Source organism: Wenzhouxiangella sp. XN201, from assembly GCF_011008905.1.
In the GTDB taxonomy this organism is placed as follows: Bacteria; Pseudomonadota; Gammaproteobacteria; order Xanthomonadales; family Wenzhouxiangellaceae; genus Wenzhouxiangella.
The window spans coordinates 189,444-215,490 of the sequence record NZ_JAAIVI010000020.1; the positions used below are offsets into that span (position 1 = coordinate 189,444).

Annotated in this window: 18 protein-coding genes and 1 pseudogene; 7 read left to right on the forward strand and 12 right to left on the reverse strand. The window is 64.0% G+C overall.

Annotated elements, in window-relative coordinates; translation table 11 throughout:
* Window position 1: 1 nt before the first annotated feature.
* The 10 genes and pseudogenes from lpxD to rpsB all read right to left on the reverse strand — a co-directional run.
* Entirely contained in the window at window positions 2–1,036 is a 1,035-nt protein-coding gene (lpxD, locus tag G4Y73_RS10315) for a UDP-3-O-(3-hydroxymyristoyl)glucosamine N-acyltransferase (RefSeq protein ID WP_164231558.1), read from the reverse strand.
* Between the two features lie 10 nt (window positions 1,037–1,046).
* A complete protein-coding gene (locus tag G4Y73_RS10320) occupies window positions 1,047–1,637 on the reverse strand; it encodes an OmpH family outer membrane protein (protein ID WP_164231559.1) in 591 nt (196 codons plus the stop codon).
* A gap of 88 nt (window positions 1,638–1,725) precedes the next feature.
* Window positions 1,726–4,158 carry an outer membrane protein assembly factor BamA gene (bamA, locus tag G4Y73_RS10325; RefSeq protein WP_164231560.1) on the reverse strand — a complete coding sequence of 811 codons (2,433 nt, stop codon included), beginning with the start codon at window positions 4,156–4,158 and terminating at the stop codon, window positions 1,726–1,728.
* 58 nt (window positions 4,159–4,216) lie between these two features.
* Entirely contained in the window at window positions 4,217–5,590 is a 1,374-nt protein-coding gene (gene rseP / locus G4Y73_RS10330; protein ID WP_164231561.1) for an RIP metalloprotease RseP, read from the reverse strand.
* A 107-nt stretch (window positions 5,591–5,697) separates the two neighbouring features.
* Window positions 5,698–6,516 (reverse strand): phosphatidate cytidylyltransferase, encoded by an 819-nt coding sequence (locus G4Y73_RS10335; RefSeq protein ID WP_164231562.1) that lies wholly within the window; start codon window positions 6,514–6,516, stop codon window positions 5,698–5,700.
* The gene (uppS, locus tag G4Y73_RS10340) at window positions 6,509–7,249 is read right to left on the reverse strand and encodes a polyprenyl diphosphate synthase (protein WP_240451277.1); all 741 of its coding nucleotides are present in this window, start codon (window positions 7,247–7,249) and stop codon (window positions 6,509–6,511) included. Before uppS ends, G4Y73_RS10335 begins: the two co-directional genes overlap by 8 nt.
* A gap of 2 nt (window positions 7,250–7,251) precedes the next feature.
* Complete coding sequence (gene frr, locus G4Y73_RS10345) at window positions 7,252–7,809, reverse strand: ribosome recycling factor (protein ID WP_164231563.1); 558 nt, start codon at window positions 7,807–7,809, stop codon at window positions 7,252–7,254.
* Window positions 7,810–7,906: 97 nt separating this feature from the next.
* Window positions 7,907–8,623 carry a UMP kinase gene (gene pyrH, locus G4Y73_RS10350; RefSeq protein WP_164231564.1) on the reverse strand — a complete coding sequence of 239 codons (717 nt, stop codon included), beginning with the start codon at window positions 8,621–8,623 and terminating at the stop codon, window positions 7,907–7,909.
* Between the two features lie 30 nt (window positions 8,624–8,653).
* Window positions 8,654–9,520, reverse strand: a complete 867-nt coding sequence (gene tsf, locus G4Y73_RS10355; RefSeq protein ID WP_164231565.1) for a translation elongation factor Ts — start codon at window positions 9,518–9,520, stop codon at window positions 8,654–8,656.
* 387 nt (window positions 9,521–9,907) lie between these two features.
* A pseudogene (gene rpsB, locus G4Y73_RS10360) lies at window positions 9,908–10,702 on the reverse strand (30S ribosomal protein S2); the annotation flags it as partial.
* 309 nt (window positions 10,703–11,011) lie between these two features.
* Between rpsB and G4Y73_RS10365 the strand changes: the two are divergent.
* Window positions 11,012–12,133: a mechanosensitive ion channel family protein gene (locus G4Y73_RS10365; RefSeq protein WP_164231567.1), complete on the forward strand. Its 1,122-nt coding sequence runs from the start codon at window positions 11,012–11,014 to the stop codon at window positions 12,131–12,133.
* Here the strand turns inward: G4Y73_RS10365 and G4Y73_RS10370 are convergent.
* A complete protein-coding gene (locus G4Y73_RS10370; protein WP_164231568.1) occupies window positions 12,126–13,823 on the reverse strand; it encodes a proline--tRNA ligase in 1,698 nt (565 codons plus the stop codon). The genes G4Y73_RS10365 and G4Y73_RS10370 overlap by 8 nt on opposite strands.
* 155 nt (window positions 13,824–13,978) lie before the next feature.
* On the opposite strand from G4Y73_RS10370, the gene G4Y73_RS10375 reads away from it, so the two are divergent.
* The 6 genes from G4Y73_RS10375 to G4Y73_RS10400 all read left to right on the forward strand — a co-directional run bounded on the left by G4Y73_RS10375 (window position 13,979) and on the right by G4Y73_RS10400 (window position 23,281).
* On the forward strand, window positions 13,979–14,752 hold the full coding sequence (locus G4Y73_RS10375; RefSeq protein WP_164231569.1) for a phosphatidylcholine/phosphatidylserine synthase: 774 nt from the start codon (window positions 13,979–13,981) through the stop codon (window positions 14,750–14,752).
* Window positions 14,753–14,755: 3 nt separating this feature from the next.
* Entirely contained in the window at window positions 14,756–15,235 is a 480-nt protein-coding gene (locus tag G4Y73_RS10380) for a hypothetical protein (protein ID WP_164231570.1), read from the forward strand.
* Window positions 15,235–15,702 (forward strand): ribosomal protein S18-alanine N-acetyltransferase, encoded by a 468-nt coding sequence (gene rimI / locus G4Y73_RS10385; RefSeq protein ID WP_164231571.1) that lies wholly within the window; start codon window positions 15,235–15,237, stop codon window positions 15,700–15,702. The genes G4Y73_RS10380 and rimI overlap by 1 nt, the downstream gene beginning before the upstream one ends.
* Before the next feature lie 111 nt (window positions 15,703–15,813).
* Window positions 15,814–16,926 carry an efflux RND transporter periplasmic adaptor subunit gene (locus tag G4Y73_RS10390; RefSeq protein WP_164231572.1) on the forward strand — a complete coding sequence of 371 codons (1,113 nt, stop codon included), beginning with the start codon at window positions 15,814–15,816 and terminating at the stop codon, window positions 16,924–16,926.
* The gene (locus G4Y73_RS10395; protein WP_164231573.1) at window positions 16,923–20,225 is read left to right on the forward strand and encodes an efflux RND transporter permease subunit; all 3,303 of its coding nucleotides are present in this window, start codon (window positions 16,923–16,925) and stop codon (window positions 20,223–20,225) included. Before G4Y73_RS10390 ends, G4Y73_RS10395 begins: the two co-directional genes overlap by 4 nt.
* Complete coding sequence (locus G4Y73_RS10400) at window positions 20,222–23,281, forward strand: efflux RND transporter permease subunit (protein ID WP_164231574.1); 3,060 nt, start codon at window positions 20,222–20,224, stop codon at window positions 23,279–23,281. Before G4Y73_RS10395 ends, G4Y73_RS10400 begins: the two co-directional genes overlap by 4 nt.
* Here G4Y73_RS10400 and G4Y73_RS10405 read toward each other — a convergent pair.
* On the reverse strand, window positions 23,275–26,043 hold the full coding sequence (locus tag G4Y73_RS10405; RefSeq protein WP_164231575.1) for a valine--tRNA ligase: 2,769 nt from the start codon (window positions 26,041–26,043) through the stop codon (window positions 23,275–23,277). The genes G4Y73_RS10400 and G4Y73_RS10405 overlap by 7 nt on opposite strands.
* Between the last annotated feature and the right edge of the window lie 4 nt (window positions 26,044–26,047).

The window sequence follows — 26,047 nt, forward strand, 5'->3', positions numbered from 1 at the left end:
ATCAGTCTTGGTTGCCAGATTGTGTTGTTCGTTTTTCCAGCCGCTGAAGGCGCCGGACCCAGTCGTCGAGCTGACCCAGGCGGACCAGGATCCGTTTCCAGCGCGCATGCGGGCGGGCCGGAATGCCCGAGCCGTATTCGCCGGGCTCGTCGATCGAGTCCAGCACCGTGCTCATGGCGGTGATGATGACCTGGTCGCAGATTTTCAGGTGGCCGCCAATGCCGCAGGCCCCCGCAATCATGCAGTAGCGCCCGATCTGCGTCGAGCCGGCGATGCCGACGCAGCCGGCTATGGCCGTGTGGGCGCCGATGCGTACATTGTGGGCGATCTGGACCTGGTTATCCAGGCGCACGTCCTCGGCCAGTTCGGTATCTTCGATCGCGCCGCGGTCGATGGTGGTGTTGGCGCCGATCTCGCAGTCATCGCCGAGAACCACCGCACCAAGCTGCGGCACCTTGATCCACTGTCCTGCGTCCATGGCCAAGCCGAAGCCGTCAGCACCGATGACCGCGCCGGGATGAACGATTACGCGCTTGCCCAGCCGGCTGCCGTCGCCGATGAACACGCGCGCGATCAGGCGGGCGTCAGCCTCGATAACCACGTCCTCGCCGATCACGCAGCCGGGTCCGATGATTACGCCCGGCCCGATGCGGCTGCCGCGGCCGATGCTGACGTGCGGCCCGATGCTGCTGTCGGCAGCAACTTCGGCGCCTTCGGCAATCACCGCACTGGCATGGACGCCCGATGTACTGCTGCGCCGCGGGCTCAGCAGGTCGGCCGCGCGGGCCCAACTGGCGTAGGGGTTAGAGCTGATCAGGGCATTGCCCGACCAGCGTTCGGCCAGTGATTCGCCGATGATGATCGCGCCTGCACGGCATTCGCCCAGGTCGCGGGCATAGGCCGGATTGGCCAGAAAGCTCAGGTCGGCGGCGTCGGCGCCGGCCAGCGTGGCCAGTGATTGCACGCGGTGCTGCGGGTCGCCGCGTAACTTCAGGCCGACGCGATCGGCCAGTTCCTTGAGGGTGATGGACTGCATGGACCCGAGTTTACTGGGAAGGCGGCTCTTGGGTGTCGGTTTCGTTCTCGGTTTCGTTTTCGAAGTCGGCTTCGAGCCAGTCCAGGATACGGTCGGTGATATCGATGCGGTCGGCGGCATAGGCCACCGGACTGGTCAGGATCAGGTCGAAGTTTCCATCGCGGGCGACCTCGCGCACGGCGATGTCGATGGTTTCCTCGAGCGAGTTCTTGCGGGCGTTGAGGCGAAAGCGCAGTTCCTCGCGCAAGTCTTCGCGACGCCGTTCGATGGAGCGCTGCAGATTGCGGACTTCGCGTTCCATTTCGAATTGCTGCTCGGCATCTGCACCGGTTGCCGCAGCCAGTTCTTCCTGCATGTCCTCGAGCCGGGCTTCATCGGCAATCAGTGCCTCATTGCGAGGTCGAAACTCCCGGTCGAGCGCCTCGCGTGCGTTGACCACCTGGGGTGCGGTCTCGAACAGTCGCTTCATGTCGACGTAGCCGATGCGCACATCGTCCTGGGCGCTGGCCGCAAAGCTCATGAACAGGAGGGCAAGAAAGCATAGCGCAGCCAGCGGTGTAGGCCGTTTCCGGTCGATTGTGCCCGTGTGTATCGCCGTCATTGCGTTTCAACTCCACCTGGCTCGAAGGCCGGCAAGTCTGCAAACCACGCCGCGCTGTCGCCGCGGCGCGGCTCGGTCCAGTCTCGCCCTAGAACGTCTGTCCGAACGAGAACTGGATGGCCTGCGTATCGTCACCGTCGCGTTTTTTCAGCGGCGTGGCCAGGTTGATGATAACCGGACCGATCGGTGCTTGCCACGTCAGGGACAGGCCGGTCGACGCGCGCAGGTCGTCAACCTCGAAGGTGTCGGCATTGCGGTAGACGTTGCCGACGTCGACGAACCAGGCCAGCCGGGTGCCGCTGGCTTCGATGTTCGGCAGCGGGAAGGCCAGCTCGAATCCGCCGAAGACCTTGAAGTCACCACCGACGGAACGACAGAAACGGTCTTTCGGTCCCAGCGAGTTGTCGTCGAAGCCGCGGATATCGGACACGCCCCCGCCATAGAAATGCTCGTAGAACGGCAGGCCATCGTCCATGGTGACGATATCGTCTTCCTGGCAGTTTCCGGCGATCCGTTCCGGCTCGACCGGTTCCAGCGCCAGCCGGTCATCGTAATCGTCGTAGGCGTCGCCGTAGGCTGCGTCGCCACGCACGCTGAAGGCCATGCCGCTGGTGCCGATGGGCCAGTACTTGCGGAAGCGGTAGGTGAAGCGGTAGAAATCGCGCGTGCTGCCCGGCAGCGAAACCTCCAAACCCAGGCGGTGCAGTGAACCGCGCGTTGGGTTGAGGTAGTGATTGCGGCTGTCGCGCGACCAGGTGCCGTCGATCCGGTAGGTGGTCACGCCGCGCTCTTCGCTGGACAGGAAACCGTCCTTGTTTTCGTCGAGGGTGATGCCCAGCGGGCGACTGGCCGGTACGCGGACGATCAACTCACTGTCGGGATCGTCCGGGTCGATCGGCACCAGGCTTGCCGGCAGGTTGATGTCCACGCTCTGCGCCGCCGCACCCAGGCGGATGAAGTCCCGTTCAGTGATTGGAAAGCCGTAATTGACGCCCGCGGCGGCCTGGCTCGTGGAGAACGAGGAAATATTGGCATCGCCCTGGTCAAATTCGGTGTAGCGGGCGTAGAAGCCGCGTGAAACACCATTGTCCGTGTAGTAGGGGTTGGTGTAGTTGATCTGTGCCTGCGACACGATCCGGCTGTGGCTCACGCCGAAGCCGACGCGCCGGCCAGAGCCCAGGAAGTTGTCCTGCTGGACCTGAATGGAAGCGATGATTCCCTGGATCTGTGAGTAGCCGAGGCCGATCTGGAAACTGCCCGAGGGTTGTTCCTCGACGCTGACGATGATGTCGACCTGATCGTCGGTACCTTCCACTGCCGGCGTTTCCACGTTGACATTGTCAAAATAGCCGAGCCGCTGAATCCGGTCCTTTGAACGGTCGATGGCCGCCTGCGAGAACCAGGCACCTTCGAATTGGCGCATTTCGCGCCGCAACACTTCATCCTTGGATTGAACGTTACCCTGAAACTCGACGCGGCGAACATAAACGCGTTGACCCGGTTCGACGAAAAAGTTGATTTCGGTCTCGAGCGTGTCGCGGTCGATGCGCGGGATCGGATTGACGTTGGCGAAGGCGTAGCCGATGTTGGCCAGTACGGACGTGATGTTGTCGACGCTTTGTTCGAGATCCTTGCGCGAGAAGATGTCGCCGGCTTCGACCATGATCAGGCGTCTGAGCGTTTCCTCCCCGAGAATCATTTCGCCGGTGAGCACCACATCGCTGACGGTGTAGATTTCACCTTCCCGGATGTTGGCTGTGACGAAAATGTCCTGCTTGTCCGGACTGATCGCAACCTGGGTGGACTCGATCGAGAAGTCCAGGTAGCCGCGATCGAGGTAATAGGAGCGCAGGGCTTCAAGGTCGCCCGACAGCTTTTCACGCGTGTATTTGTTGGCGCCGCGCCAGAAGAACAGGCCGAGTTTGCTGTCGGACTCGAAATCGTCGCGCAACTCCTTTTCGGTAAAGCTTTCATTGCCGACGATATTAATGTGGCGGATACGCGCCTGGTCACCTTCCTCGACCTCGATCGCCAACTCCACGCGATTTCGAGCCAGTTGGGTGGCCCGGGTCTCGACATCCACGGCGTAGTAGCCGCGGCTGTAGTACTGGCGAATCAGTTCCTGGCGAACGCGGTCAAGCTCGAGCTGATTGAATATTTCGCCTTCGGCGATGCCGATGCCCGCCAGGGCCGGCATCAGGTCTTCGTTCTTGATCTGACGGTTTCCGGTGATGTCGACCGAGGAGATCGCCGGGCGTTCCTCGACCTCGATGAGCAGGACGCTACCGTCCCGATAGAGGCTGACATCGTTGAAAAATCCGGTTTCCCACAGGTCGCGTATGGTGCTGCGTGCCAGGCCGGGGGTCATCTCGTCGCCGACCTCGATGGGTACGTAGCTGAAGATGTTGCCCTCGGACAGGCGCTGCAGCCCGTCGACGCGGATGTCGCTGATGCGGAAGGTCTCGGCTGATGCCAGGCCAGTGGCGGCGAGCATCAGCAGCAGCAGACAAAATCGTTTCATTTGAAATACGTTCCGGGTTCGTGTCGCAGTATGACCCCTGTCAAGGGCGTGCTGCAGTTTAGGAAAAAAGGCGTAAGAGATCGTTAAATATGGCCAGGCCCATCAGGCCCACGACCATCAGCAGACCCACGTACTGACCCGCGATCCGGGTCTGATCGGACACCGGCGACCCCTTGACGAACTCCACAAGGTAATACATCAGGTGGCCGCCATCCAGTATTGGAATGGGCAGCAGATTGATGATCGCCAGCGACAGGCTGATCAGGCCGAGAAAGAACAGGAAACGTGAAAAGCCCAGCAGCGCTGACGAGTGTGCCATTTGGGCAATCGTGATCGGCCCCGACAGGTTCTCCAGGCTGGCTCGCCCGGTGACCATGCGGCCGAGCATGCCGAAGGTCGCGGCCGTCAGCCGGCCGGTTTCGGCAAAGGACTCGCCGACGGCGGCCAGCGGGCCGTGTCGCAGCACCGTGAAGGCGCGCTCCATGTCAGCCGTGGCGGCCTCGTCCGGCGGCGGTGACTGGATGCCGACAATCGGTCGTCCGTCCTCGATCCGCGGCGTCATCTCCAGTTGCAGCTCGCGGCCGTCGCGTTCCACGCGCATCGCAAGGGCCCTGGGCTGGCCGTCGGCGCCGACACCCAATTCCGGGATCAGGCGAGCGACATCGCGCCAACCCTCGACGGGCTCGCCTTCGATGGCGCGAATGCGATCGGCGGCCTGCAGTCCGGCGCCTGCAGCTGGGCTGTCCGCGCTGACCTGCCCGATGACCGGCGGCAGATCGGGCCGCCAGGGCGTTATGCCAATGGCTTCCAGGGTGCGGGATTCGTTGAAGTCCGGCCCGAGCCGGTCGAGCGGCAGCTGCACCTGACGCCGCTGTCCGCCGGTCGATTCCACCGTCAATTGCACCGATTCACGGTCGAGGGCGGCCGGCATGATGGCCAGCAGCACGTGTGTCCAGGTCTGGGTGGGTTCGCCGTCGACCTGCACCACCAGGTCCTCGCGTTCGAGCCCGGCCTCGGCAGCAAGGCCGACGGTCTCGCCGATCACGGGGCGGGTTTCGGGAATGCCGACAACGAACATCAGCCAGAAGGCCGCGATGGCGAAAATGAAGTTGAAAGCCGGTCCGGCGGCGACGATGGCCGTGCGCTGCCCCAGCGTCTTGCGGTTGAAGGCCTGCGCGCGCTCTTCCGGCGCAACCGGGCCCTCCTGTTCGTCGAGCATCTTGACGTAGCCACCCAGGGGAATGGCAGCCACCCGGTATTCAGTGCCGTGGCGGTCGCGGCGCGAGAACAGGGCCGGACCGAAGCCGACAGAGAAGCTCAGCACACGCACACCGGCGCGCCGTGCCACCCAGAAGTGGCCGAACTCGTGAAAGGTGATCAGCAGCCCGAGAGCCACGATCAGCCATAGAATCGGTCCGAAGAATTCGAACATGTGCGGTCAGGATTCCCAGGGCCGGTTCGTTGCCGGCCGTTTGACGCATTCAGAAGACAGAGCATTGTACCGGCAAGTGCTGGTCCGTGCCTTTAAATGCGGGTGCATCAACTGATCAGCAAGCCCGCTTCGTAAAGCACAGCCAGGGTGAAGAAGGGCAGCACGGCGCTCATGCTGTCAAACCGGTCGAGGATGCCGCCATGGCCTGGCAGCAAGGAGGACGTGTCCTTGAGCCCGCGCTGGCGCTTGAGCAGGCTGATGAACAGGTCGCCGCCGATCGAGATCAGGGCAAGCAGGAAGGCCAGCAGCATGGCCACCAGTGCGCTGAACGGAATGTCGGGAAGGATCTGTGCAGCCAGTGGTGTGAGAATGATGGCGGCCGCCAGGCCGCCGAGAGCGCCGGCGCGCGTCTTGCCGGGGCTTATGGTCGGTGCCAGCCGGGCACCGCCGAAGTGCCGGCCGCTGAAGTAGGCGCCGGTGTCGGCTGCGGCAATGATCACAAACAGCAGGAGCACCAGCCACGGGGAAAGCGCCTGCAACTGCACCAGCGCCAGCCAGGCCACCAGCAGGACGAGCGCCAGCACGGCCAGCTTGAAGGCAATGATCGGGGCTTTCGGGCTGCGACCCCGGGCCGGCACGCTCAGCCACGCCAGGTTGATGAGCCACAGGCCGCAACCGGCGGCGAGCAGCCAGTCGGGTGCCGGCGCGGCCCAATAGATCAGAAAGGCGGTCAGGGCCAAAGCGATTCCAAAGATCCAGCGACCGGCCGGGTGATCGATGCCGGCCAGACGAGCGGCCTCCCAGCCACCCAGCAGCGGCAACACCGCTCCGGCGAGGATGGCAAAGCCCGTGGTCGGCAGGGCGAACAGCCCGATCAGGCCGATAGCGAAGATTACCAGGGCGGTGACTACACGCGTTCTAAGCACTCCGGATTTGTCCCAGTCCGCCGAAACGGCGTTCGCGGCGTGCAAAGTCGGCCAGTGCGGCATCGAAATGCTCTTCGGCGAAATCCGGCCAGAGGATGTCGGTGAAATAGAGTTCGGTGTAGGCCAGCTGCCACAGCAGGAAATTGGACAGGCGCCGTTCGCCGCCGGTGCGGATGAACAGGTCCGGCGGCGGGACGCTGGACAGCGACAACAGCGATTCGAACCGTTCTTGATCGATCTGTTCGGGGTCGAGCTGGCCATCGCGGGCCTGTTCGGCCAGGATTCTTGCGGCCGCCAGGATATCGGTCTGACCGCCGTAGTTGACCGCCACGTTCAGGGTCAGATTTGTATTGCCTTCGGTCTTGCGCTCGGCACGCTGCATGCCTTCCCGCAGGGTGCGATTGAAGGCGCTGCGGTCACCGATGAAAACCAGCTTCACGCCGTGCTTGTCGAGTTCGCTCACTTCGCGGTTGAGTGCGCGCAGGAACAAATCGAGCAGCTGGCGGACTTCGCTGCGCGGTCGGCGCCAGTTCTCGCTCGAAAAGGCGTAAACCGTCAGTGTGGCAATGCCGCGCTCGTGGGCGGCCTGGATGGTGCGCTTGAGCGCTTCCGAGCCGGCTTCGTGGCCGGCCGAGCGCGGTTTGCCCTGGCGCAGCGCCCAGCGACCGTTGCCATCCATGATGATGGCGACATGTTGTGGCAGGATTTGAGGCTGTCTCGGTAAGTCGGACAAGATCAGATTTCCATCAGCTCCTGTTCCTTGGCCGACACCAGTTCGTCGACCTGGCCGACATACTTGTCGGTAAGCTCCTGGACCTGCGTTTCGCCGCGACGGACGTCATCCTCGCTCAGCTCCTTTTCCTTGAGGTAGTCCTTGAGCTGGCTGTTGGCGTCACGGCGGATGTTGCGGATCGCGATTTTGGCGTGCTCGCCCTCGGCGTGGACGACCTTGGCCAGTTCGGCCCGCCGCTCCTCGTTGAGGGCCGGCAGCGGTACCCGGATATTGGCGCCGGAGGTGGCCGGGTTCAGGCCCAGGTCGGATGTCATGATGGCTTTCTCGACCTTCTGCACCATGGACTTGTCGAAGGGCACGACGCTCAAGGTGCGGGCATCTTCGATGTTGACGTTTGCGGCCTGATTGAGCGGTACTTCAGTGCCGTAATAGTCGACCGTGATGTGTTCGAGCAGGCTGGGATGCGCCCGCCCGGTGCGAATCTTGGCCAGTTCGGCCTTCAGTGCGCTGATGCTCTTGGCCATGCGGCTGTCGGCATCTTTCCTGATTTCATTGAGCATGTCTTACCTCGTCGTTCACCGCCGTTGCGGGCCGAATGGAATTGAAGCCGGTTGCTGATTGTAGTCGCCCTCGAACGCTGGCGCAGCTCCCGAAAGGTCAGCTTACCAGCGTACCGACATCGTCCCCGCGAATGACCCGACCGAGTTCGCCGCCGCGGCCGAGGTTGACGATGCGGATCGGCATCGACTGGTCGCGGCACAGGACAATGGCATTGGTGTCCATCACCTGCAGCTTGCGCTCGATGACTTCATCATAGCTGATCCGGTTATAGCGGGTTGCCTTGCTGTCGGTGACCGGATCGGCCGAGTAGATGCCGTCGACCTTGGTTGCCTTGATCATCACGTCGGCCCCGACCTCGATCGCGCGCAGGCTCGCTGCCGTGTCTGTGGTGAAGAAGGGATTGCCGGTGCCGGCGGCGAAGATCACGGCGCGGCCCTTTTCGAGGTGACGCACGGCGCGCCGGCGGATGTAATCCTCGCAGACGTCGCGTACGGAAACCGCCGACATCACGCGCGTGGTGACCCCGGCCTTCTCGAGCGCGTCCTGCAGGGCCAGGGCGTTCATGACCGTGGCCAGCATGCCCATGTGGTCGCCGGTGATGCGGTCGATGCCGGAGGCGGCCAGGCCCTTGCCGCGGAAGATGTTGCCGCCGCCGATGACGATACCGATCTGCACGCCGGTGTCGACCACCTCGGCCACCTCGCGCGCGATGCGCGAGGAGACCTTGGGATCGATGCCGTAGTCGAGCTCACCGAGCAGGGCTTCGCCGCTGATCTTGAGCAATACCCGTTGGTAGTGGGTGTTCTCTTCCATCTTCAGCTTTCTCCCTGCTCGGTGTGCTTGTCAGTTACCGCGTGCCTGCTCCATTACCTCTGCGGCAAAGTCGGCCTCTTTCTTTTCTACGCCTTCGCCCACCTCGAGCCGGACGAAGCCTTCCACGTTCGCACCCTTGCTCTTGAGCAGCTTGCCGACGGTAACATCGCCGTCCTTGACGAAGGGCTGGCCGGTCAGCGTCAGTTCGGCCAGGCGCTTGTTGAGGCGGCCGCTGACCATTTTCTCGACGATTTCCGGTGGCTTACCGCTTTCCTCGGCCTGGGCGACGAGAATCTGCTTTTCGCTGTCGATGACCTCGGCCGGCACATCCTCGGCATCGCGGTAGTCGGGATTGAGCGCGGCAACATGCATGGCCAGGTCGCGCGCCAGTTCTTCGTCGCCGCCTTCGATCGCCACCAGCACGCCGATGCGGCCACCGTGAATGTAACCGCCGAGCGTGCCGCTGGTTTCCAGTGCGGCCATGCGCCGCACGTGAATGTTTTCGCCCAGCTTGGCGACGAGCTGTTTGGCCGCTTCGGCCACGCTCTGGCCGTCCTTGGTGTTGGCGGCGTTGAGCGCGTCGACGTCATCGACCTGGACTGCCAGGCTCGCCACCTCGTCGGCAAAGCGACGGAAGTTGTCGTCCTTGGCAACGAAGTCGGTCTCGCAGTTGATTTCCACCAGGACGGCGCGATTGGCGGATTCGGCCATCACGATCACGCCCTCGGCGGCCACGCGGTCGGACTTCTTGTCGGCCTTGGCCAGACCGCTCTTGCGCAATTGCTCAATGGCGGCATCCATGTCGCCGCCGGTCTCGACCAGCGCCTTCTTGCATTCCATCATGCCGGCGCCGGTGCGTTCGCGCAGTTCCTTCACTTGTGCTGCAGAAATACTCATGGCTTTACTAAAGCTCCTTCACGAATTCGGTCTGACTCAGGAATCGCCGTCATCGGCCTTGGCTGCGGTTTTCTTCGCTGCGGCCTTCTTGGCGGCTTTTTTCTTTGCGGCCTTTTTCTTGCTCGCCTTCTTCTTGGTGGTCTTCTTGCTCGCCTTTTTCTTGGCAGCCTTCTTTTTCGGCGCCGCTTCGGTCGCTTCCTTGTCAGTTTCTTCGGTCTTTTCTTCGGCCTTGGCTTCAGCCTTCGCTTCGACCTTCTCTTCAGCCTTGGCTTCGACCTTCTCTTCAGGCTTCACTTCAGGCTTTTCCTCGGCCGGGGTCTCGGTCCTGGCGGCCGGCGCTTCGGCTGGCTTCTCCGCCGCGGCCGGTTTGGCTGCTGCTTTCTTCTTGGCTGCCTTCTTGGTCACGGCCTTCTTCGGCGCCGGCTTTTCGGATTTGATCGGATTGCCCTGCGCGTCGAGCTCGACGAACTCGTCGTCGGCGCCTTCGCCCGCCTGCGGTACCGAGGCGCGGCCTTCCAGGATGGCGTCGGCGGCCAGCTGGGCGTACAAGCGTACGGCGCGGATGGCGTCGTCGTTGCCCGGAATGACGTAGTCGATGTTGTCCGGGTTATGGTTGGTGTCGACGACCGCGACGACCGGAATGCCGAGCTTGCGTGCTTCGGCGACCGCGATGTCCTCGTGGCCAACGTCGATCACGAACATGGCGTCGGGCAGGGCATTCATGTTCTTGATCCCGCCCAGGCTGCGTTCGAGTCGCTCGCGCTCGCGCGTGCGCTCCAGCACTTCCTTTTTGACCAGCTTCTGGAAGGAACCGTCGGTTTCCATCGCCTCGAGTTCCTTGAGGCGGTTGATGGAGCCGCGCACGGTGCGGAAATTGGTCAGCATGCCGCCGAGCCAGCGATGTGAGACATACGGCATGCCGCAGCGCTCGGCCTCTTCGGCAATGGCCTGGCTGGCGGCGCGCTTGGTGCCGACGAACATCACCGTGCCGCGACGGCTGGCCAGCCGGCTCAGGTAGTCGAGCGACTCCTTGAGCAGCGGCATGGTCTCTTCGAGGTTGATGATGTGAATCTTGCCGCGGGCGCCGAAGATGTAGGGTTCCATCTTCGGGTTCCAGTAGCGGGTCTGGTGTCCGAAATGCACGCCTGCTTCGAGCATCTGGCGCATGGTGACGTTGGGCATGACAATTCTCCGTTGTCGGTGGACGCGACGAACACCCCGTTCGGTTCGGGTATGTTTCGGTGGTGCACGTCTTGTCCGGGGTTTTGGCCTCCGCTTGATCCCATGCAGCGATCCAGGATTGAAGTCCGGGACAACCCCGCCGCATGTGTCGATCAGCGTGTGTATTTTCGATCGCCGTGGCCAGTTGGCCGGGCAAATCCCGTCAATTATACCTGCCCGCGTCGCTCGACACAATTCCCGATTGCTATGAAAGGCCTGTCCACGCGGCCGGTATAGAATGACTGTCGATCAGAGCGAGGGAGACGCTGAATGAACGAGTCCGAGCAGGTTCTGACCGCCGAGGCACCGGCCTGGCTGCCGGATCAGGCGCGCATCGCCTGGGATTTTCTGGCCGCCTATCCACCCGTTCTGGCCCTGGTGATCGTGCTGGTCGGGGTCGGCCTGGCTCTGGTCGGTCGTGCCGTGATCCTGTTCTGGGGCGGCAAGGTGACCGCTCGCACCCCCACCGACCTGGACGAGCGCCTGCTGCGCATCGGCGCCAATGTGGCCGCACTGCTGGTGTCCTATGTTGCGGTGGTGCTGGCCGTACAGGTGCTCGGTCTCAACGAGCGGGTCGAGCAGATCGTCATCCGTATCCTGCTTAGCGTGCTGACCCTGCGACTGATGATTTCGGCCCTGCGTGCCGGCCATCTCGGACTCGAGTTGCTCGGGAAGATTCGCCAGCGTTTTCCGATCGTCGAGGAGCGCACCATCCCGATGTTCGACCTGGCCCTGACCGTGATCGTGGTCGGTGCTGCCGCCTACGCACTGCTGCTGGTGTGGAATATCAACCCGACCGCCTGGCTGGCTTCGGCGGGTGTGATCGGCATTGCCGTAGGCTTTGCCGCCCGCGACACCCTGGCCAATTTGTTCGCCGGCTTCTTCATCATTGCCGACGCGCCCTACAAATTGGGCGACTACGTGGTGCTCGACACCGGCGAGCGCGGCGAGATCACCAAGGTCGGCATCCGCTCCACGCGCATCCTGACCCGCGACGATGTCGAGATCACCGTGCCCAACTCGATGATGGCCAACTCGCAGATCTACAACGAGTCGGGCGGCAAGTGGGTCAAGTTCCGCATCCGCATCAAGGTCGGCGTGGCTTACGGCAGCGACGTCGACGAGGTGGTCGAATTGCTCGAGCAAGTCGCCAGCGAACACGACACCGTCTGCAAGGACCCGAACCCGCGCGTTCGCATGCGCGGCTTCGGCGATTCCAGTCTGGATTTCGAACTGCTGTGCTGGGTCAACCACCCGTCCGAACGCGGAATGGTCAGCCATCAGCTGTACATGACCATCTACAAGGCGCTCAACGAGGCGGGTATCGAGATCCCCTTCCCGCAGCGCGATGTGTGGATGCGGCGTGCTGGCGAGGAGCAACCGATCAGCTAAACAGCGACAGGACCTCGCCGAGCGGCACGTCACGCGCTTCACCACCACGGCGACGGTACTCGACAATGCCCTTGTCGAGTCCCCGGTCACCGATAACCAGCTGATGCGGGATGCCGATCAGCTCGGCGTCGGCGAACATCACGCCGGGGCGTAGCGGCCGGTCATCCATCAGCACCTCGATGCCGGCGGCGGTGAGTTCCTCGTAGAATTTCTCGGCCTGTTCGCGGGCCCGGTGGGACTTGTGGCCGTTGACCGGCAGGATGGCGACCTGGAAAGGGGCCATCGGCTCGGGCCAGATGATGCCGGCCTCGTCGTGGTTCTGTTCAATGGCGGCGGCGACGATGCGCGACACGCCGATGCCGTAGCAGCCCATGGTCGGATGCACGGCGCGGCCATCCTCGTCCATCACCACGGCGTTCATCGACTCGGAATACTTGCGGCCGAGCTGAAAGATGTGGCCGACCTCGATGCCGCGGATGATCTCGAGCTTGCCGTCACCTTCCGGGCTGGGATCCCCGGCGACGACGTTGCGCAGGTCGGTGACCTCGGGCAGGGCGACGTCGCGTTCCCAGTTGATGCCGAAGTAGTGCTTGTCATCGATATTGGCGCCAGCGCCGAAATCGCTCATCACGGCGACCTGGCGGTCGATGATGCAAGGGAGGGGTAACTTGATGGGGCCGAGGCTGCCGGGACCGGCGCCGATCGCTTCGCGGATCTCGGCTTCGGTCGCCATGCGCAGTGGCGCGGCAACCATCGGATGTTTCTCGGCCTTGACCGCGTTGAGTTCGTGATCGCCGCGCACCAAAAGCGCCACGAAATCGGCCTCGCAGTCCTCGCTGGCTTCGACCACCAGGGTCTTGACAGTCTTTTCGATCGGCAGCTCGAACTGCTCGACGAGCGCGGCAATGGTCTTGGTTTCGGGTGTGTCGACCAGGCGCATTTCCTCGCTTGGTTCAGCACGTTCGCCGATGGCCACCGCCTCGGCCAGCTCGACGTTGGCGGCATAGCTGCCACCAGGGACATGGGCGATGGCGTCCTCGCCCGAGTCGGCCAGGACGTGGAATTCATGGCTGACCGCGCCGCCGATGGCGCCCGAGTCGGCCTTGACCGGTTTGAACTTCAGGCCCAGGCGCTCGAAGATGCGCCAGTAGGTATCGAACATCACCTGGTAGTACTCAGCCAGGCTCTCGTCGCTCATGTGGAAGGAGTAGCCGTCCTTCATCAGGAACTCTCTGGCTCGCATCACCCCGAAGCGCGGCCGGATCTCGTCGCGGAACTTCGACTGGATCTGGTAGAAACAGATCGGCAGTTGCTTGTACGAGCGTAGCTCGGCACGGGCGAACTCGGTAATCACTTCCTCGTGGGTCGGGCCGAAGGCGAACTCGCGCCCGGCGCGGTCGGTGATCTTCAGAAGCAGCGGACCGAAATCTTCCCAGCGGCCGGTCTCTTCCCACAGCTCAGCCGGCTGAATGGCGGGCATCAGCATTTCGAGCGCGCCGGCGGCGTCCATTTCCTCACGCACGACCTGTTCGACCTTGCGGAGGACCTTGAGGCCCAGCGGCGTCCAGGAGTAGATCCCGGAGGTGAGTTTTCGGATCATGCCGGTACGCAGCATCAGCTGGTGGCTGACGATCTCGGCATCGGCCGGAACTTCGCGGAGCGTGGCGAGATGGAAGCTGGAAGTCTTCATTGAATCGGGCCTGTTGTGGCGGCTTCTGGCAAAGCAGGGAATTCTATCAGGCAGGAAGGTTTCACGCCCGTCGGTCCGCCGGGCGGTGAGCGGATCGAGGCGGCGGAATGCTATTCTTGGCGCCCTGATCGTTAAGCGGAAACGGCCGAGTCACCATGGCGCGAGACGAACAACCCGAACCGACGCCCCCTCGCGGCGCCTTCCTGCTGCCCAACGCGCTGACCACCGGCGCGCTGATGGCCGGCTTTTTCGCCATGGTTTCGGCCATCGGAGACGAGCCGGTGGCCGCCTGCATCGCGATCGTGATCGCCGGGCTGCTCGATGGTCTGGACGGGCGGGTGGCGCGTCTGACCGGCACGCAGTCGGAGTTTGGCGTGCAGTACGACTCGCTCTCCGACATGGTTTCCTTCGGTCTGGCGCCTGCCATCCTGGTGTTCACCTGGACACTGGATACGCTCGGTCAGCCCGACACCGTGGCGGCCAAGGCCGGCTGGCTCGGCGCTTTCTTCTTTGCCGCCTGCGCCGCCCTGCGCCTGGCGCGCTTCAATACCCAGGCCGGCGTGGCCGACAAGCGCTATTTCCAGGGGCTGGCCAGCCCGGCGGCTGCCGGCATGCTGGTGGCCATCGTCTGGTTCTCGGTCGACCGCGAGATCGATCCGCAGCTGGTCGCCTGGCCCTTGCTGGTCGTGACCATCCTGCTTGGCACGCTGATGGTCTCGCGGGTGCGCTACTACAGTTTCAAGGCCGGTCCGAGCCGCGATCGCGTACCGTTTGCCTGGATCTTCGTGCTTTTGGTGCTGCTGGTGTTGCTGGCCATCGACCTGCCGGCCGTGCTGCTGACCGTCGGCCTGCTATACGTGCTGTCGGGGCCGGTGGTGACCATCCGTGGCCGGGCCCGCCAGCGTTCGCGCCGGCGCCGGGAGGGCTGAGCCATGCCGCTGCCCGACGCCGCCTCGCGTGCACGTCTGACCGAGCTGGGAATCGATCTGTGGGTGCTGCGTAGCCGGGCCCGGCCCGCTTCGCAGGCTGAGCCCGAGGTTGCTCAGCCCCGCCATGCGGAGTCGGTCAGTGGTTTATCACCGCGCTTGCGACTCGCATCCGGCGACGGCGATTGGCTGCTGGTGCAGGATTCACCCTGGGACGGCCGTCACGGCCGTTTGCTTGACGATATCCAGGCCGCCATTGGCACCGGGCGCTGCCGTTTCGGACAGTGGGCGCATTCAGATTCAGCCGGCGTCGGGGTCGATCAGCTTGAAACGCGTGGTATTCGCCGGGTACTCGCTTTCGGTGACGTGCCTGGCCGCAATCTGCCGGATACCGTGCTGGTCGCGCCCGGCCTCGACCAACTGGCGACCGCCGCAGATGCACGCAAGCACCTGTGGCAGCTGCTTTCAGCGGAACTGGAGAGCTGATGGCCGCCATTCTCAAACCGGCCGTCGAAATCCGCGCCATGACGCGCGGAGATCTCGATGCGGTCAACGAGATCGAACAGCGTTCTTATCCCTACCCCTGGACACGCGGTATCTTCCAGGACTGTCTCCGGGTCAAGTATGGCTGCCATGTGCTCGAAGTCGATACGGCAATCGCTGGCTATGGCATCGTTTCGCAGCCGATTGACGAGGCCCATCTGCTCAATCTGTGCGTTCATCCGGATTACCGTCGCGGCGGTCTGGCTGCCCTGCTGCTGGATTTCCTGATGCGCGAGGCGAGCCTGGGTGGGGCGGACCGGATGTTCCTGGAGGTCCGCCCGAGTAACAAGGCCGCCGTCGCCCTGTACCGAGGCAGCGGCTTTCGCATCATCGGCCGTCGGCCGGGCTACTATCCCGCCAAAGAAGGCCGCGAGGATGCAGTGGTAATGGTGATGCATATAAATAGTTAGCAGGAATTCGGCTCCTCGGGTCGACCGACCATGACCTTTGGCCCATGGAAGTGCACCATCCTGGTGTTATAGTTCACCAACACACTAGGTTGCCACTTCGGGGCGAGTCGAATGAACAACAAGACGCTGCTATTCCTGCTGGTCGCGAGCCTGGGCCTGGCGACGGCCTGCGGATCAAATGGTCCTTCCGACGAGGACGAAGAAAGCGAGGAAACGTCCACAGTTCCGGTCGAGGCGGTCGCTGCCCGCCAGGACGCCATCGAGGCGTTCTATTCGTCCACGGCCACGCTCGAGGCTGACGGCGAGGCGGCGGTGGTGCCGCGCGTTGGTGGGCGTATTACCGCCCTGGCGGTGGAGGAGGGCGACATGGTCGCCGCCGGCGATGTGCTCGCACGCATCGATGACGAGCGGCTGAAGCTGGAGCTGGCCCGCGCCGAGGCGGATCTTCGGCGGCTGCGCCAGGACCTTGAGCGCCAGCGCGAAATGCACGAGCGCGACATGATCAGCACCGAGGCCTTCGAGCGACTGCAGTATCAGTTCGAGGCGCAGCAGGCGGCGCATGAGCTGGCCCGCCTGGAGTTGTCCTACACCGCCATCACCTCGCCCATCGACGGGGTGGTTTCCGAGCGGATGATCAAGGTCGGCAACATGGTTTCGACCAGCGAGCCGGCATTTCGCGTCACCGCGCTCGATCCCCTGCTGGCGACTCTGCACGTGCCCGAACGCGAGCTGGCGCGCCTGGCACCGGGCCAGGTCGCCGCACTCAGCGCCGACGCCCTCCCGGGCGAGCGCTTCGTGGGCGTAATCGATCGCATCAGCCCGGTGATCGATGCCGACTCGGGGACCTTCAGGGTCACGGTGGAATTGCGCGACCCGTCCGGTCGATTGCGCCCGGGCATGTTTGGCCGCTTCGATATCGTCTACGACCGCCGCGAGCAGGCCGTGCTGGTGCCGGTGGAATCCGTGCTGATCGAGGATGGCGAGGCTTCTGTCTTTGTCGTTGCCGACGGCGAGGCCCAGCGGCGCAACGTGGAAGTCGGCTATCGCAACAACGGCGATTACGAGATCGTCGCGGGTATCGAACCGGGCGAATCGGTGGTCGTGACCGGGCAGGCCAGCCTTCGAAGCGGTGCACGCGTCCAGGTGCTCGATGACGAGCCGCCGCAGGCCCTGAGCGAACAGGCGGTCGCCGAGCACACCGAAGCGGTGGACACTTCGTCATGAATCTCATTCGACTGGCCACGCGCCGGCGGGTGACGGTTGCCATGTTCACCCTGGCGGTGCTGCTGTTCGGACTGGTCTCGCTCTCCCGGCTCGATGTCAGCCTGTTGCCCGACCTGGCCTATCCGACCCTGACCGTGCGCACCGAGTTCGCCGGGGCGGCACCGGGCGAGATCGAGAATCTCGTCACCCGCCCCATCGAGGAAGTGGTCGGCGTGGTCCAGGGCGTGCGGCGCGTGCGCTCGATCTCGCGCACCGGCCAGTCGGACGTGACCCTCGAATTCGCCTGGGGCAGCAACATGGATCGCGCCGCTATCGATGTGCGCGAACGCATCGAGCGCCTGACCCTGCCGCTGCAGGCCGAGCGACCGCTGTTGTTGCGCTTCGATCCCTCGACCGAACCGGTCATGCGCTTCGCCCTGTCACGCGATACTTCCGAGGCCGCGCGCGAGGCCGATGCCTCCAGCCGCATCCTGCCGGCCGACGAAACGGACGAGTTCGCCACCCTGCGCATCCTGCGCCGGCACGCTGATGAGCGGCTCAAGAAGGACATGGAGTCGATCGAAGGCGTGGCCGCCATCACGGTTTCCGGTGGCCTGGAGGACGAGATCCAGGTGCTGCTCGACCAGTACCGCCTGGCCCAACTGAATCTCGCACCGGCCGAAGTGGCCAATCGTCTGCGGGCCGAAAACATCAATCTCTCCGGCGGGCGGCTCGAAGAGGGCACGCGCCAGTTTTTGGTGCGCACGATCAACGAGTTCGAAACGGTCGAGGAAATTGCCGGCCTGATTGTCGCCAGCCGCGACGGTGAACCGATCTACCTGCGCGATATCGCCGAGGTCCGCGAGGGCTGGCGCGAGCGCGACGCCATTACGCGGGTCGACGGTCAGGAGATGGTGGAACTGGCGCTGTACCGGGAAGGTGATGCCAACGTGGTGTCCGTGGCCCGGGCCGTCGAACGACGTATGGAATCGATTCGCGCCGGTCTGCCCGCCGACCTGGCGCTGACGCGCGTCTACGACCAGTCGGTGTTCATTCGCAGCGCCATCAACGAAGTGGTTCAGGCCGCGCTGTTCGGTGGACTGCTGGCCATCGGCGTGCTCTACCTGTTCCTCAAGAGCGCGCGCGCAACGGTCGTGGTCGGCCTGGCGATTCCCATATCGGTGATCGCCACCTTCGCGGCCATGTACGGCGCCGGTCTCACGCTCAACATCATGTCCCTGGGCGGCATTGCCCTGGCCATCGGTCTGCTGGTCGACAACGCCATCGTGGTGCTGGAGAACATCGCCGCCAAGCGCGAGCAGGGACTGGGCCTGATCGCCGCCGCCCGCGAGGGCGCCGGCGAGGTATCCGGGGCCGTGGTGGCCGCCACGCTCACGACCATTGCCGTGTTTCTGCCGCTGGCCTTCGTCGACGGCATTGCCGGGCAGCTGTTCCGCGATCAGGCGCTGACCGTCACGTTCGCGCTGCTGGTCTCGCTGGCGGTCGCGCTGACCCTGATCCCGATGCTGGCTTCTCTGGGGGAGCAGCCGCGCAATCGCGCCGGCGGTGACTTGCCGCAAGGCAACGATACCCAGCGTGTGCCTCCCGACGGCCGGCTGGCCCGCCTGCGCTCGCGTGCGCAATCGGCGTTCACATGGCTGGCCGTGCTGATCACGCGCGGTGTCGGCGGGTCGTTCCGAGGGCTTTCCAAGCTGCTCGGTCTGGCGTTGAGGCCGTTGGTGGCCGTGTTCAACCGCGGCTATGACCTGCTTTCGCGCAGGTATCCACCGGTCCTTGAAGCTTCCCTGAGACAACGGGGTCGGACGCTGTTGCTGGCGCTGGGCCTGTTTGCCCTCGCGCTCTTCCTGCTGCCGCGGCTGGGCATGGAACTGGTGCCGGCCCTGGATCAGGGTGAGTTTCGTGTTGAACTCGCGCTCTCCGCCGGTACGCCGCTGGAGCAGACCGGGCAGATGGTTGCCGGCCTGGCTGCCGTGGCGCGCCAATGGCCCGAGGTCGAGCGCACCGATGCCCTGGTCGGTACCGGCGACCGCATGGACGCCAACCCCGAGGAAGCCGGCGAACACCGTGCGACGCTCAATGTCGTGCTCAAGCCAGGCTCGGACGGCGAGGCGGTACAGGCCGCCCTGCGCCGCTACCTGGACGAGCGTCCCGCCGTGGACTACAGCATCGGCCAGCCCGAACTGTTTACCCTGGCCACGCCGCTGGAGGTGGAAGTGGCCGGCTATGAACTAGAAGAATTACGCGCGGTGGCGACCCGGATCGCCTCGCGCATGGCCGAGTCACCACGCTTTGCCGACGTGCGTTCATCGGCCGAGCAGGGCTATCCCGAAATCCGCATCCGCTTCGACCACGAGCGCGCCGCCCGGCTGGGGCTCAGAGCCGATCAGATCGCCGACACCGTGGTTCGACAGGTGCGCGGCGATGTGGCCACGCGCTACAGCTGGCGCGAGCGTGAAATCGACGTGCGCGTGCGGGTGCTCGACGAGCAACGTGCCTCGCCCGAGCGTATCGGGCAGCTGGTGGTCAATCCCGGCGCCGAGCGGCCCGTGACACTCGACTCGGTGGCCGATATCGATATTGCCGTCGGCCCGGGCGAAATCCGCCGCGTCGGCCAGCAGCGGGTCGCCGTGATCTCGGCCGAAGCCAGCTTCGGCGATCTGGGTTCGGCCGCTGAAGCCGCGCGCGAGATCATTGCCGGCGTGCCCATGCCGCGCGGCATCAGCGTTCGCGTGGCCGGTCAGAGTGACGAGATGCAACGCGCCTTCCGCTCGCTGCTGCTGGCCCTGGCCCTGGCGGTGTTCCTGGTCTACCTGGTGATGGCCTCGCAGTTCGAGTCCTTGCTGCATCCCTTCGTGATTCTTCTGAGTATTCCACTGGCGCTCACCGGCGCGGTGTTCGCGCTGTGGCTGACCGGCACGACCTTGTCGGTAGTGGTGTTCATCGGCGTGATCATGCTCGCTGGCATCGTCGTCAACAACGCCATCGTGCTGGTCACGCGCATCAATCAGCTGCGGGCCGAGGGCATGGTGCGCGAGAAAGCCATTGTCGAGGCCGGGCGGGCGCGCCTGAGACCGATCGTGATGACCACGCTGACCACTGCCCTGGGTCTGCTGCCGCTGGCAATCGGGCTGGGCGAGGGTGCGGAAATGCGCGCGCCCATGGCGATTGCGGTCATCGGCGGCCTGCTGCTGTCGACGGCCCTGACCCTGGTCGTGATTCCGGTGGTCTACAGCCTGCTCGACCGGCGCCGTACGGATGCCGACGTCCAGGCGACTCCAGCCGCCGCGCCAGCACGATGAACCGGCTTCCGCGCCTGGCCATTCGCCGCCCGGTCACCACTTGCATGGTGTTCGTGAGCCTGGCGGTGTTCGGCCTGATCGCATCGCGTCTGCTGCCGCTGGAGTTCTTTCCGGACGTCGACTTTCCCGGCATGATGATCGAGGTGCCCTATCCGGGCAGCTCGCCGGAAGAGGTCGAGCAGCTCATCGCCCGGCCGGTCGAGGAGGCGCTGGCGACCATGGCGGGTATCCAGCGCATGATCACCAATGTCGGGCAGGACAACGTGACCCTGTTCGTGTTCTTCGACTGGGATGCCGACATGGACGCGCGCGGGGTCGAGGCGATGGACAAGATCGACGGCATCCGCCACCGCCTGCCCGACGATGTCGACCGGGTCTTCGTGCGGCGCTTCACCAGTTCCAACGACCCCATCCTGGGCCTGCGTATCGGCTCCCAGCGTGACCTGAGCGATGCCTGGGAGCTGCTCGATCGCAATGTTCGCCGGCGGCTGGAGCGGATCGAGGGTGTGGCCAGCGTCGAAATCGACGGCGTCGAACCGCGCGAGGTTCGTATCCTGCTGCACGCTGACCGCGTGGCCGCGCACGGCATCGATCTCAACGCACTGCGGGAGCGCCTGCGTGGCGCCAATTTCTCCGTTTCGGCCGGGTATGTCGACGACGAGAATGCCGGCCGGCGCATTCGCGTCACACCGCTGGGTACCTTTGCCGACATCGACGAGATACGTCGCTTACCCGTCAACGACCGAGGTCTGCGCCTGGGCGATATCGCCGAGGTCAGCGTCGAGTCACCGCCGCGCCGCTACGAGCGCCTGCTCGACGGCCAATTCGCCGTGGGCGTCAATATCTTCTCTGAGAGCGGGGCCAACCTGGTTGAAGTCTCGGACGCCGTGCTCGAAGAGATCGACGCGATCAACGAACTGCCCGAGATGGAAGGCATCAATCTGTTCGTCCTGTTCAGTCAGGCCGAAGGTGTGGTGCAGTCGCTCAAGGACCTCGCCCTGGCTGGCCTGCTCGGGGCGCTGATGTCGATGGTGGTGCTCTATGTCTTCCTGCGTCAGTGGGCGACCACGCTGATCGTGATGCTGTCGGTACCCACGGCCATCCTGATCACCTTCGGCGCCATGTACTTCCTGGGCCTCTCGCTCAACATCCTGACCATGATGGGTCTGATGCTGGCCATCGGCATGCTGGTCGACAATGCGGTGGTGGTGACCGAAAGTATCTATCGTTGCCGCCAGCGTTTCCCCGACCAGCCGGGGCGGGCCACCCTGATCGGCGTACGCGAGGTGGCCATGGCGGTCACGGCCGGCACGCTGACGACCATCATCGTCTTCCTGCCCAATATCTTCGGTGCCCAGAACGAGATCACGGCCTTCCTGTCCTTCGTGGCTTACGCCATCACGGTGGCGTTGATCGCCTCGCTGCTGATCGCCCAGACCATCATTCCGCTGCTCACCCTGAAAGTGCCGGCCCCGCCGGCGCCGAAGGCGGGTGGCTGGCTCAACCGCCTGACCGATGCTTACGCCGGCGTACTGGCCTTCAGCCTGCGGCGCCGCTGGACGACGGCACTGGGCGTGTTCGTGCTGCTGGCCAGTGCCGCAGTGCCGCTGAGCCAGATCAAGACCAACATGTTCCAGCAGGCCGAGGGCGACCGGCTGATGTTGCACTTCAACGTTGAAGGTACCTATTCTCTCGAGCGCGTTCGACGCGACGTTGACCGCATCGAAAACTACCTGCGCGACAACCAGGCGCGATTCGGCTTCGAATCGCTCTACAGCTACTACGCTGAAAACCGGGCCGAGACCACCCTGATCCTCGATCCCGAGCGCGAGATCTCCAACGAGGGAATCCGCGAGCGGGTGCGCGAGAACCTGCCGGCCATCGCCATCGGTCGCCCGAGCTTTGAGCCCCAGCGCGGTGGCGGGGGCGGCAACGAGTCGCTGAGCCTGAGCTTGTACGGCGAATCGAGTGACCACCTGTTCGAACTGTCCGAGGAGGTCGCACGGGTGCTTGCGACCGTCGAGGGTCTGGTCGACGTGCGTTCGGACGCCTCTTCAGGAGCCGAAGAGGTCCAGGTCCGGGTCGATCGTCAGCGTGCCATTCGACATGGCTTGTCGAGCGAGCAGGTCGCCCGGGCCATTGCCGTGGCCATGCGCGGCGAGCGACTCAACGAGTTTCGCGGACCCGAGGGTGAACTGACCATGCGCCTGGCCTTTCACGGCGGCGACCGCCAGAGTGCTGCCCAGCTGGCCAGCCTGCCCCTGATCAACGACCGCGGTGAGCGGGTTGCCCTGTCCACGGTGGCCGAGTTCGAGACGGTGAGCGGGCCGACCAACGTCTTCCGGCTTGACCGGCGCACCAGCGTGAACGTGAACATGAATCTTGCGGACCTGTCGATGGGCGAGGCGCGCGAGGCCATCAGCGAAATGATGGCGCAGGTCGCACTGCCGCCGGGCTACGGCTGGAGTTTTGGCCAGGCATTCCAGCGCGAGAACGATGCCATGACGCAAATGGCCTTCAACATGCTACTGGCCATCGCGCTGATCTTCATCGTCATGGCGGCGTTGTTCGAGTCGACCCTGTTCCCGGCCTCGATCGTCACCTCGATCGTGTTTTCGTTCATCGGCGTGTTCTGGTTCTTCTTCATCACCGGCACGGAGATGTCGCTGATGGCGATGATCGGCATGCTGGTGCTGATGGGTATCGTGGTCAACAACGGCATCGTGCTGATCGACCACGTCAATAACCTGCGCCGCCGCGGTATGGCGCGCGACGAGGCCGTCATACAGGCTGGCCGCGACCGCTTGCGGCCGATCCTGATGACGGCCGCCACGACCATCCTGGCGATGATTCCGCTGGCTCTGGGTCAGACCCGTATTGGTGGCGACGGTCCGCCTTACTTCCCGATGGCGCGGGCCGTGATCGGTGGACTGGCCTTCTCGACCGTGATCAGCCTGGTCGTCGTGCCATTCGTTTATGTGCTGCTGGATCGACTCAGGGGGTGGACCGCTGTTGTCCGACGAAAGGCTGCCCCGGCGGCTCGACGCAACTACTGAAGTTTCTCGAGTTTGCTGATCTGGGCAGTCAATTCGCTGACTGTCGACTCGTGGTCCGACAGGCGCTGACGTTCCTTTTCGACGACTTCGGCCGGCGCGTTGTCGACGAAGCGTTCGTTGGCGAGTTTCTTTTCGGCCTGGGTCAGCCCTTTCTGCTCGCGTTCGAGCTGCTTGTTCAACCGCGCCAGTTCCTCACCGATGTCGACCAGGCCAGCCAGCGGAATCAACATGCGCAGATTGCCGGCCAGCGCCACCGCACAGTCACCGCTGTCGCGGTCGTCGGAGACCCGCTCGATCGTTTCGATGCGCGCCAGGCGCTTGATCAGAGAGTCAAAGCGATTCAGTCGCTCGTGATCGTCGTTGTCTCCGAGTTGCACCATCAGTGGCATGGGCTTGCCCGGTGCAAGGCCGAGTTCGGTACGTGCGGAGCGGATGGCGGAAATCACTGACTTGAGCCACTCGGCGTCGGCTTCGGCAGCCTCATCAACATTGCCGGCTTCAGGCCAGCGCGTGGCCATGATGGTTTCTGCCTCGACGCCGGCAGGGATGCGAACCCGCTGCCATATCTCTTCGGTGATGAAGGGCACGAATGGATGCAGCAGTCGGAGCGTGGTCTCCAGCACGGTAGCCAGGGTGTGGCGGGTGGCCCGGGCAGCGGTTTCGTCGGCATCGTCGGCCAGTGCCGGCTTGGCCAGTTCCAGGTACCAGTCGCAGAACTCGTGCCAGACAAATTCGTACAAGGCCCTGGCGGCCAGGTCGAAGCGATAGTCGGCCAGCGACTGGTCAACCTCCTTGATCGTGCGGCTGAGGCTGGAGCGGATCCAGCGCGAGAGGACATCATAGTCCGCTGCGGCCGGTGCTGGCAGCTTCTCTTCGCCGGTGTTCATCAGGGTAAAGCGCGCGGCGTTCCAGAGCTTGTTCAGGAAGTTCCTGTAGCCCTCGCAGCGGCCCAGGTCGAACTTGATGTCGCGGCCGTGACCGGCCAGGGCGGTGAAGGTGAAACGCAGGGCATCAGCGCCGAAGGCGGGGATGCCATCGGGGAACTCGTCGCGGGTGGCCTTCTCGATCGCTTTCGCTTTCTGCGGCTGCATCATCGAGGCGGTGCGCTTCTCCACCAGCGCGTCGAGCTCGATGCCGTCGATCAGGTCGATCGGATCGAGCACGTTACCCTTGGACTTAGACATCTTCTGGCCGTCGCGATCGCGGATCAGGCCGGTGATGTAGACCTGCTCGAAGGGCACCTGGCCGGTGAAGTGCTTCGTCATCATGATCATCCGTGCAACCCAGAAGAAAATGATGTCGAAGCCGGTAATCAGCACCGAGGTGGGCAGGTAGCGGTCGAAGCCTTCCGATTGCATTCTTTTCTCGTCGGGCCAACCCAGTGTCGAATGCGCCCACAGCGCCGACGAGAACCAGGTTTCGAGAACGTCTTCGTCCCGGCTGAGTTTGACGTCATCGGCCAGGTCGTTTTTCTGGCGCACTTCGTCTTCGCTGCGTCCGACAAGGATCTTGCCGTCGGCGTCGTACCAGGCCGGAATGCGATGGCCCCACCACAGCTGGCGCGAGATGCACCAGTCCTGCAGGTTTTCCATCCAGTGCCGGTAGGTGTTGATCCAGTTCGGCGGCACGAACTCGACCTGGCCGGATTCGACGGCGTCCAGTCCGATCTTGCCGAGTTCATCCATCCGGACGAACCACTGGTCGGTCAGGAAGGGTTCGATGATCTGGCCCGAGCGGTCACCGCGGGGCACCATCAGCGTGTGGGGCTTTTCCTCGACCAGCAGGTCGGCCGCTTTCAGGTCCTCGATAACGCGGGCCCTGGCCTCGAAGCGGTCCAGTCCACGATAAGCCTCGGGCGCGTTATCGTTGATCTCGGCGGTGGGCGTGAAGATGTTGATCGGCTCGAAATCGTGCCGGTTGCCCACTTCCCAGTCATTGAAATCGTGCGCCGGCGTGATCTTGACGCAGCCGGTGCCGAATTCCATGTCGACGTACTCGTCGGCCACCACGGGAATCTCGCGCCCGGTCAGCGGCAGTTCGACGGTCTTGCCGACCAGGTCGGCGTAGCGCTCGTCGTCGGGATGCACGGCGACACACACATCGCCCAGCATCGTTTCGGGGCGTGTGGTGGCGACGATGACATCACCCTGGCCGTCGGTGCGCGGATAGCGGATCGACCAGAGCTTGCCCTGTTCCTCGCTGTTGACCACTTCCAGGTCGGAGATGGCCGTCTTGAGGACAGGGTCCCAGTTGACCAGGCGCGGGCCGCGGTAGATCTTGTCTTCCTCGTACAGGCGAACGAAGGTCTCGACCACGGCCTCGGACAGGTCCGGGTTCATGGTGAAGCGCTCGCGCGACCAGTCGGCCGAGGCACCCAGGCGGCGCATCTGCGAGGTGATGGTCGAGCCGGAATGCTCCTTCCAGTCCCAGACCTTGTCGATGAATTCATCACGTGTGAAGTCGTCGCGCTTCTTCCCTTCGGCCTCGATCTGGCGGGTCACGACCATCTCGGTGGCGATGCCGGCGTGATCGACGCCCACCTGCCACAACGTGTCCCGACCCTTGAGCCGCTGGTAGCGGATCAGTGCGTCCATCAACGTGTGCTGAAAGGCGTGCCCCATGTGCAGCGTGCCGGTGACATTGGGTGGCGGCAGCAGGATGGTGAACGGCTCGCCCTCGCCGGAGGGCTTGAAGCAGCCCTTGTCTTCCCAGAAGGGATACCAGCGTTGTTCGATCTGCTCGGGGTTGTAGGTCTTGTCCATCGTT

Coding starts and splice junctions, on each gene's coding strand:
- rimI (WP_164231571.1), top strand. CDS start 15,235: ATGGCCGCCATTCTCAAACCGGCCGTCGAAATCCGCGCCATGACGCGC.
- tsf (WP_164231565.1), bottom strand. CDS start 9,520: ATGAGTATTTCTGCAGCACAAGTGAAGGAACTGCGCGAACGCACCGGC.
- lpxD (WP_164231558.1), bottom strand. CDS start 1,036: ATGCAGTCCATCACCCTCAAGGAACTGGCCGATCGCGTCGGCCTGAAG.
- G4Y73_RS10380 (WP_164231570.1), top strand. CDS start 14,756: ATGCCGCTGCCCGACGCCGCCTCGCGTGCACGTCTGACCGAGCTGGGA.
- G4Y73_RS10390 (WP_164231572.1), top strand. CDS start 15,814: ATGAACAACAAGACGCTGCTATTCCTGCTGGTCGCGAGCCTGGGCCTG.
- frr (WP_164231563.1), bottom strand. CDS start 7,809: ATGCTCAATGAAATCAGGAAAGATGCCGACAGCCGCATGGCCAAGAGC.
- G4Y73_RS10365 (WP_164231567.1), top strand. CDS start 11,012: ATGAACGAGTCCGAGCAGGTTCTGACCGCCGAGGCACCGGCCTGGCTG.
- pyrH (WP_164231564.1), bottom strand. CDS start 8,623: ATGGAAGAGAACACCCACTACCAACGGGTATTGCTCAAGATCAGCGGC.
- G4Y73_RS10370 (WP_164231568.1), bottom strand. CDS start 13,823: ATGAAGACTTCCAGCTTCCATCTCGCCACGCTCCGCGAAGTTCCGGCC.
- G4Y73_RS10400 (WP_164231574.1), top strand. CDS start 20,222: ATGAACCGGCTTCCGCGCCTGGCCATTCGCCGCCCGGTCACCACTTGC.
- rseP (WP_164231561.1), bottom strand. CDS start 5,590: ATGTTCGAATTCTTCGGACCGATTCTATGGCTGATCGTGGCTCTCGGG.
- G4Y73_RS10395 (WP_164231573.1), top strand. CDS start 16,923: ATGAATCTCATTCGACTGGCCACGCGCCGGCGGGTGACGGTTGCCATG.
- G4Y73_RS10405 (WP_164231575.1), bottom strand. CDS start 26,043: ATGGACAAGACCTACAACCCCGAGCAGATCGAACAACGCTGGTATCCC.
- bamA (WP_164231560.1), bottom strand. CDS start 4,158: ATGAAACGATTTTGTCTGCTGCTGCTGATGCTCGCCGCCACTGGCCTG.
- G4Y73_RS10320 (WP_164231559.1), bottom strand. CDS start 1,637: ATGACGGCGATACACACGGGCACAATCGACCGGAAACGGCCTACACCG.
- G4Y73_RS10375 (WP_164231569.1), top strand. CDS start 13,979: ATGGCGCGAGACGAACAACCCGAACCGACGCCCCCTCGCGGCGCCTTC.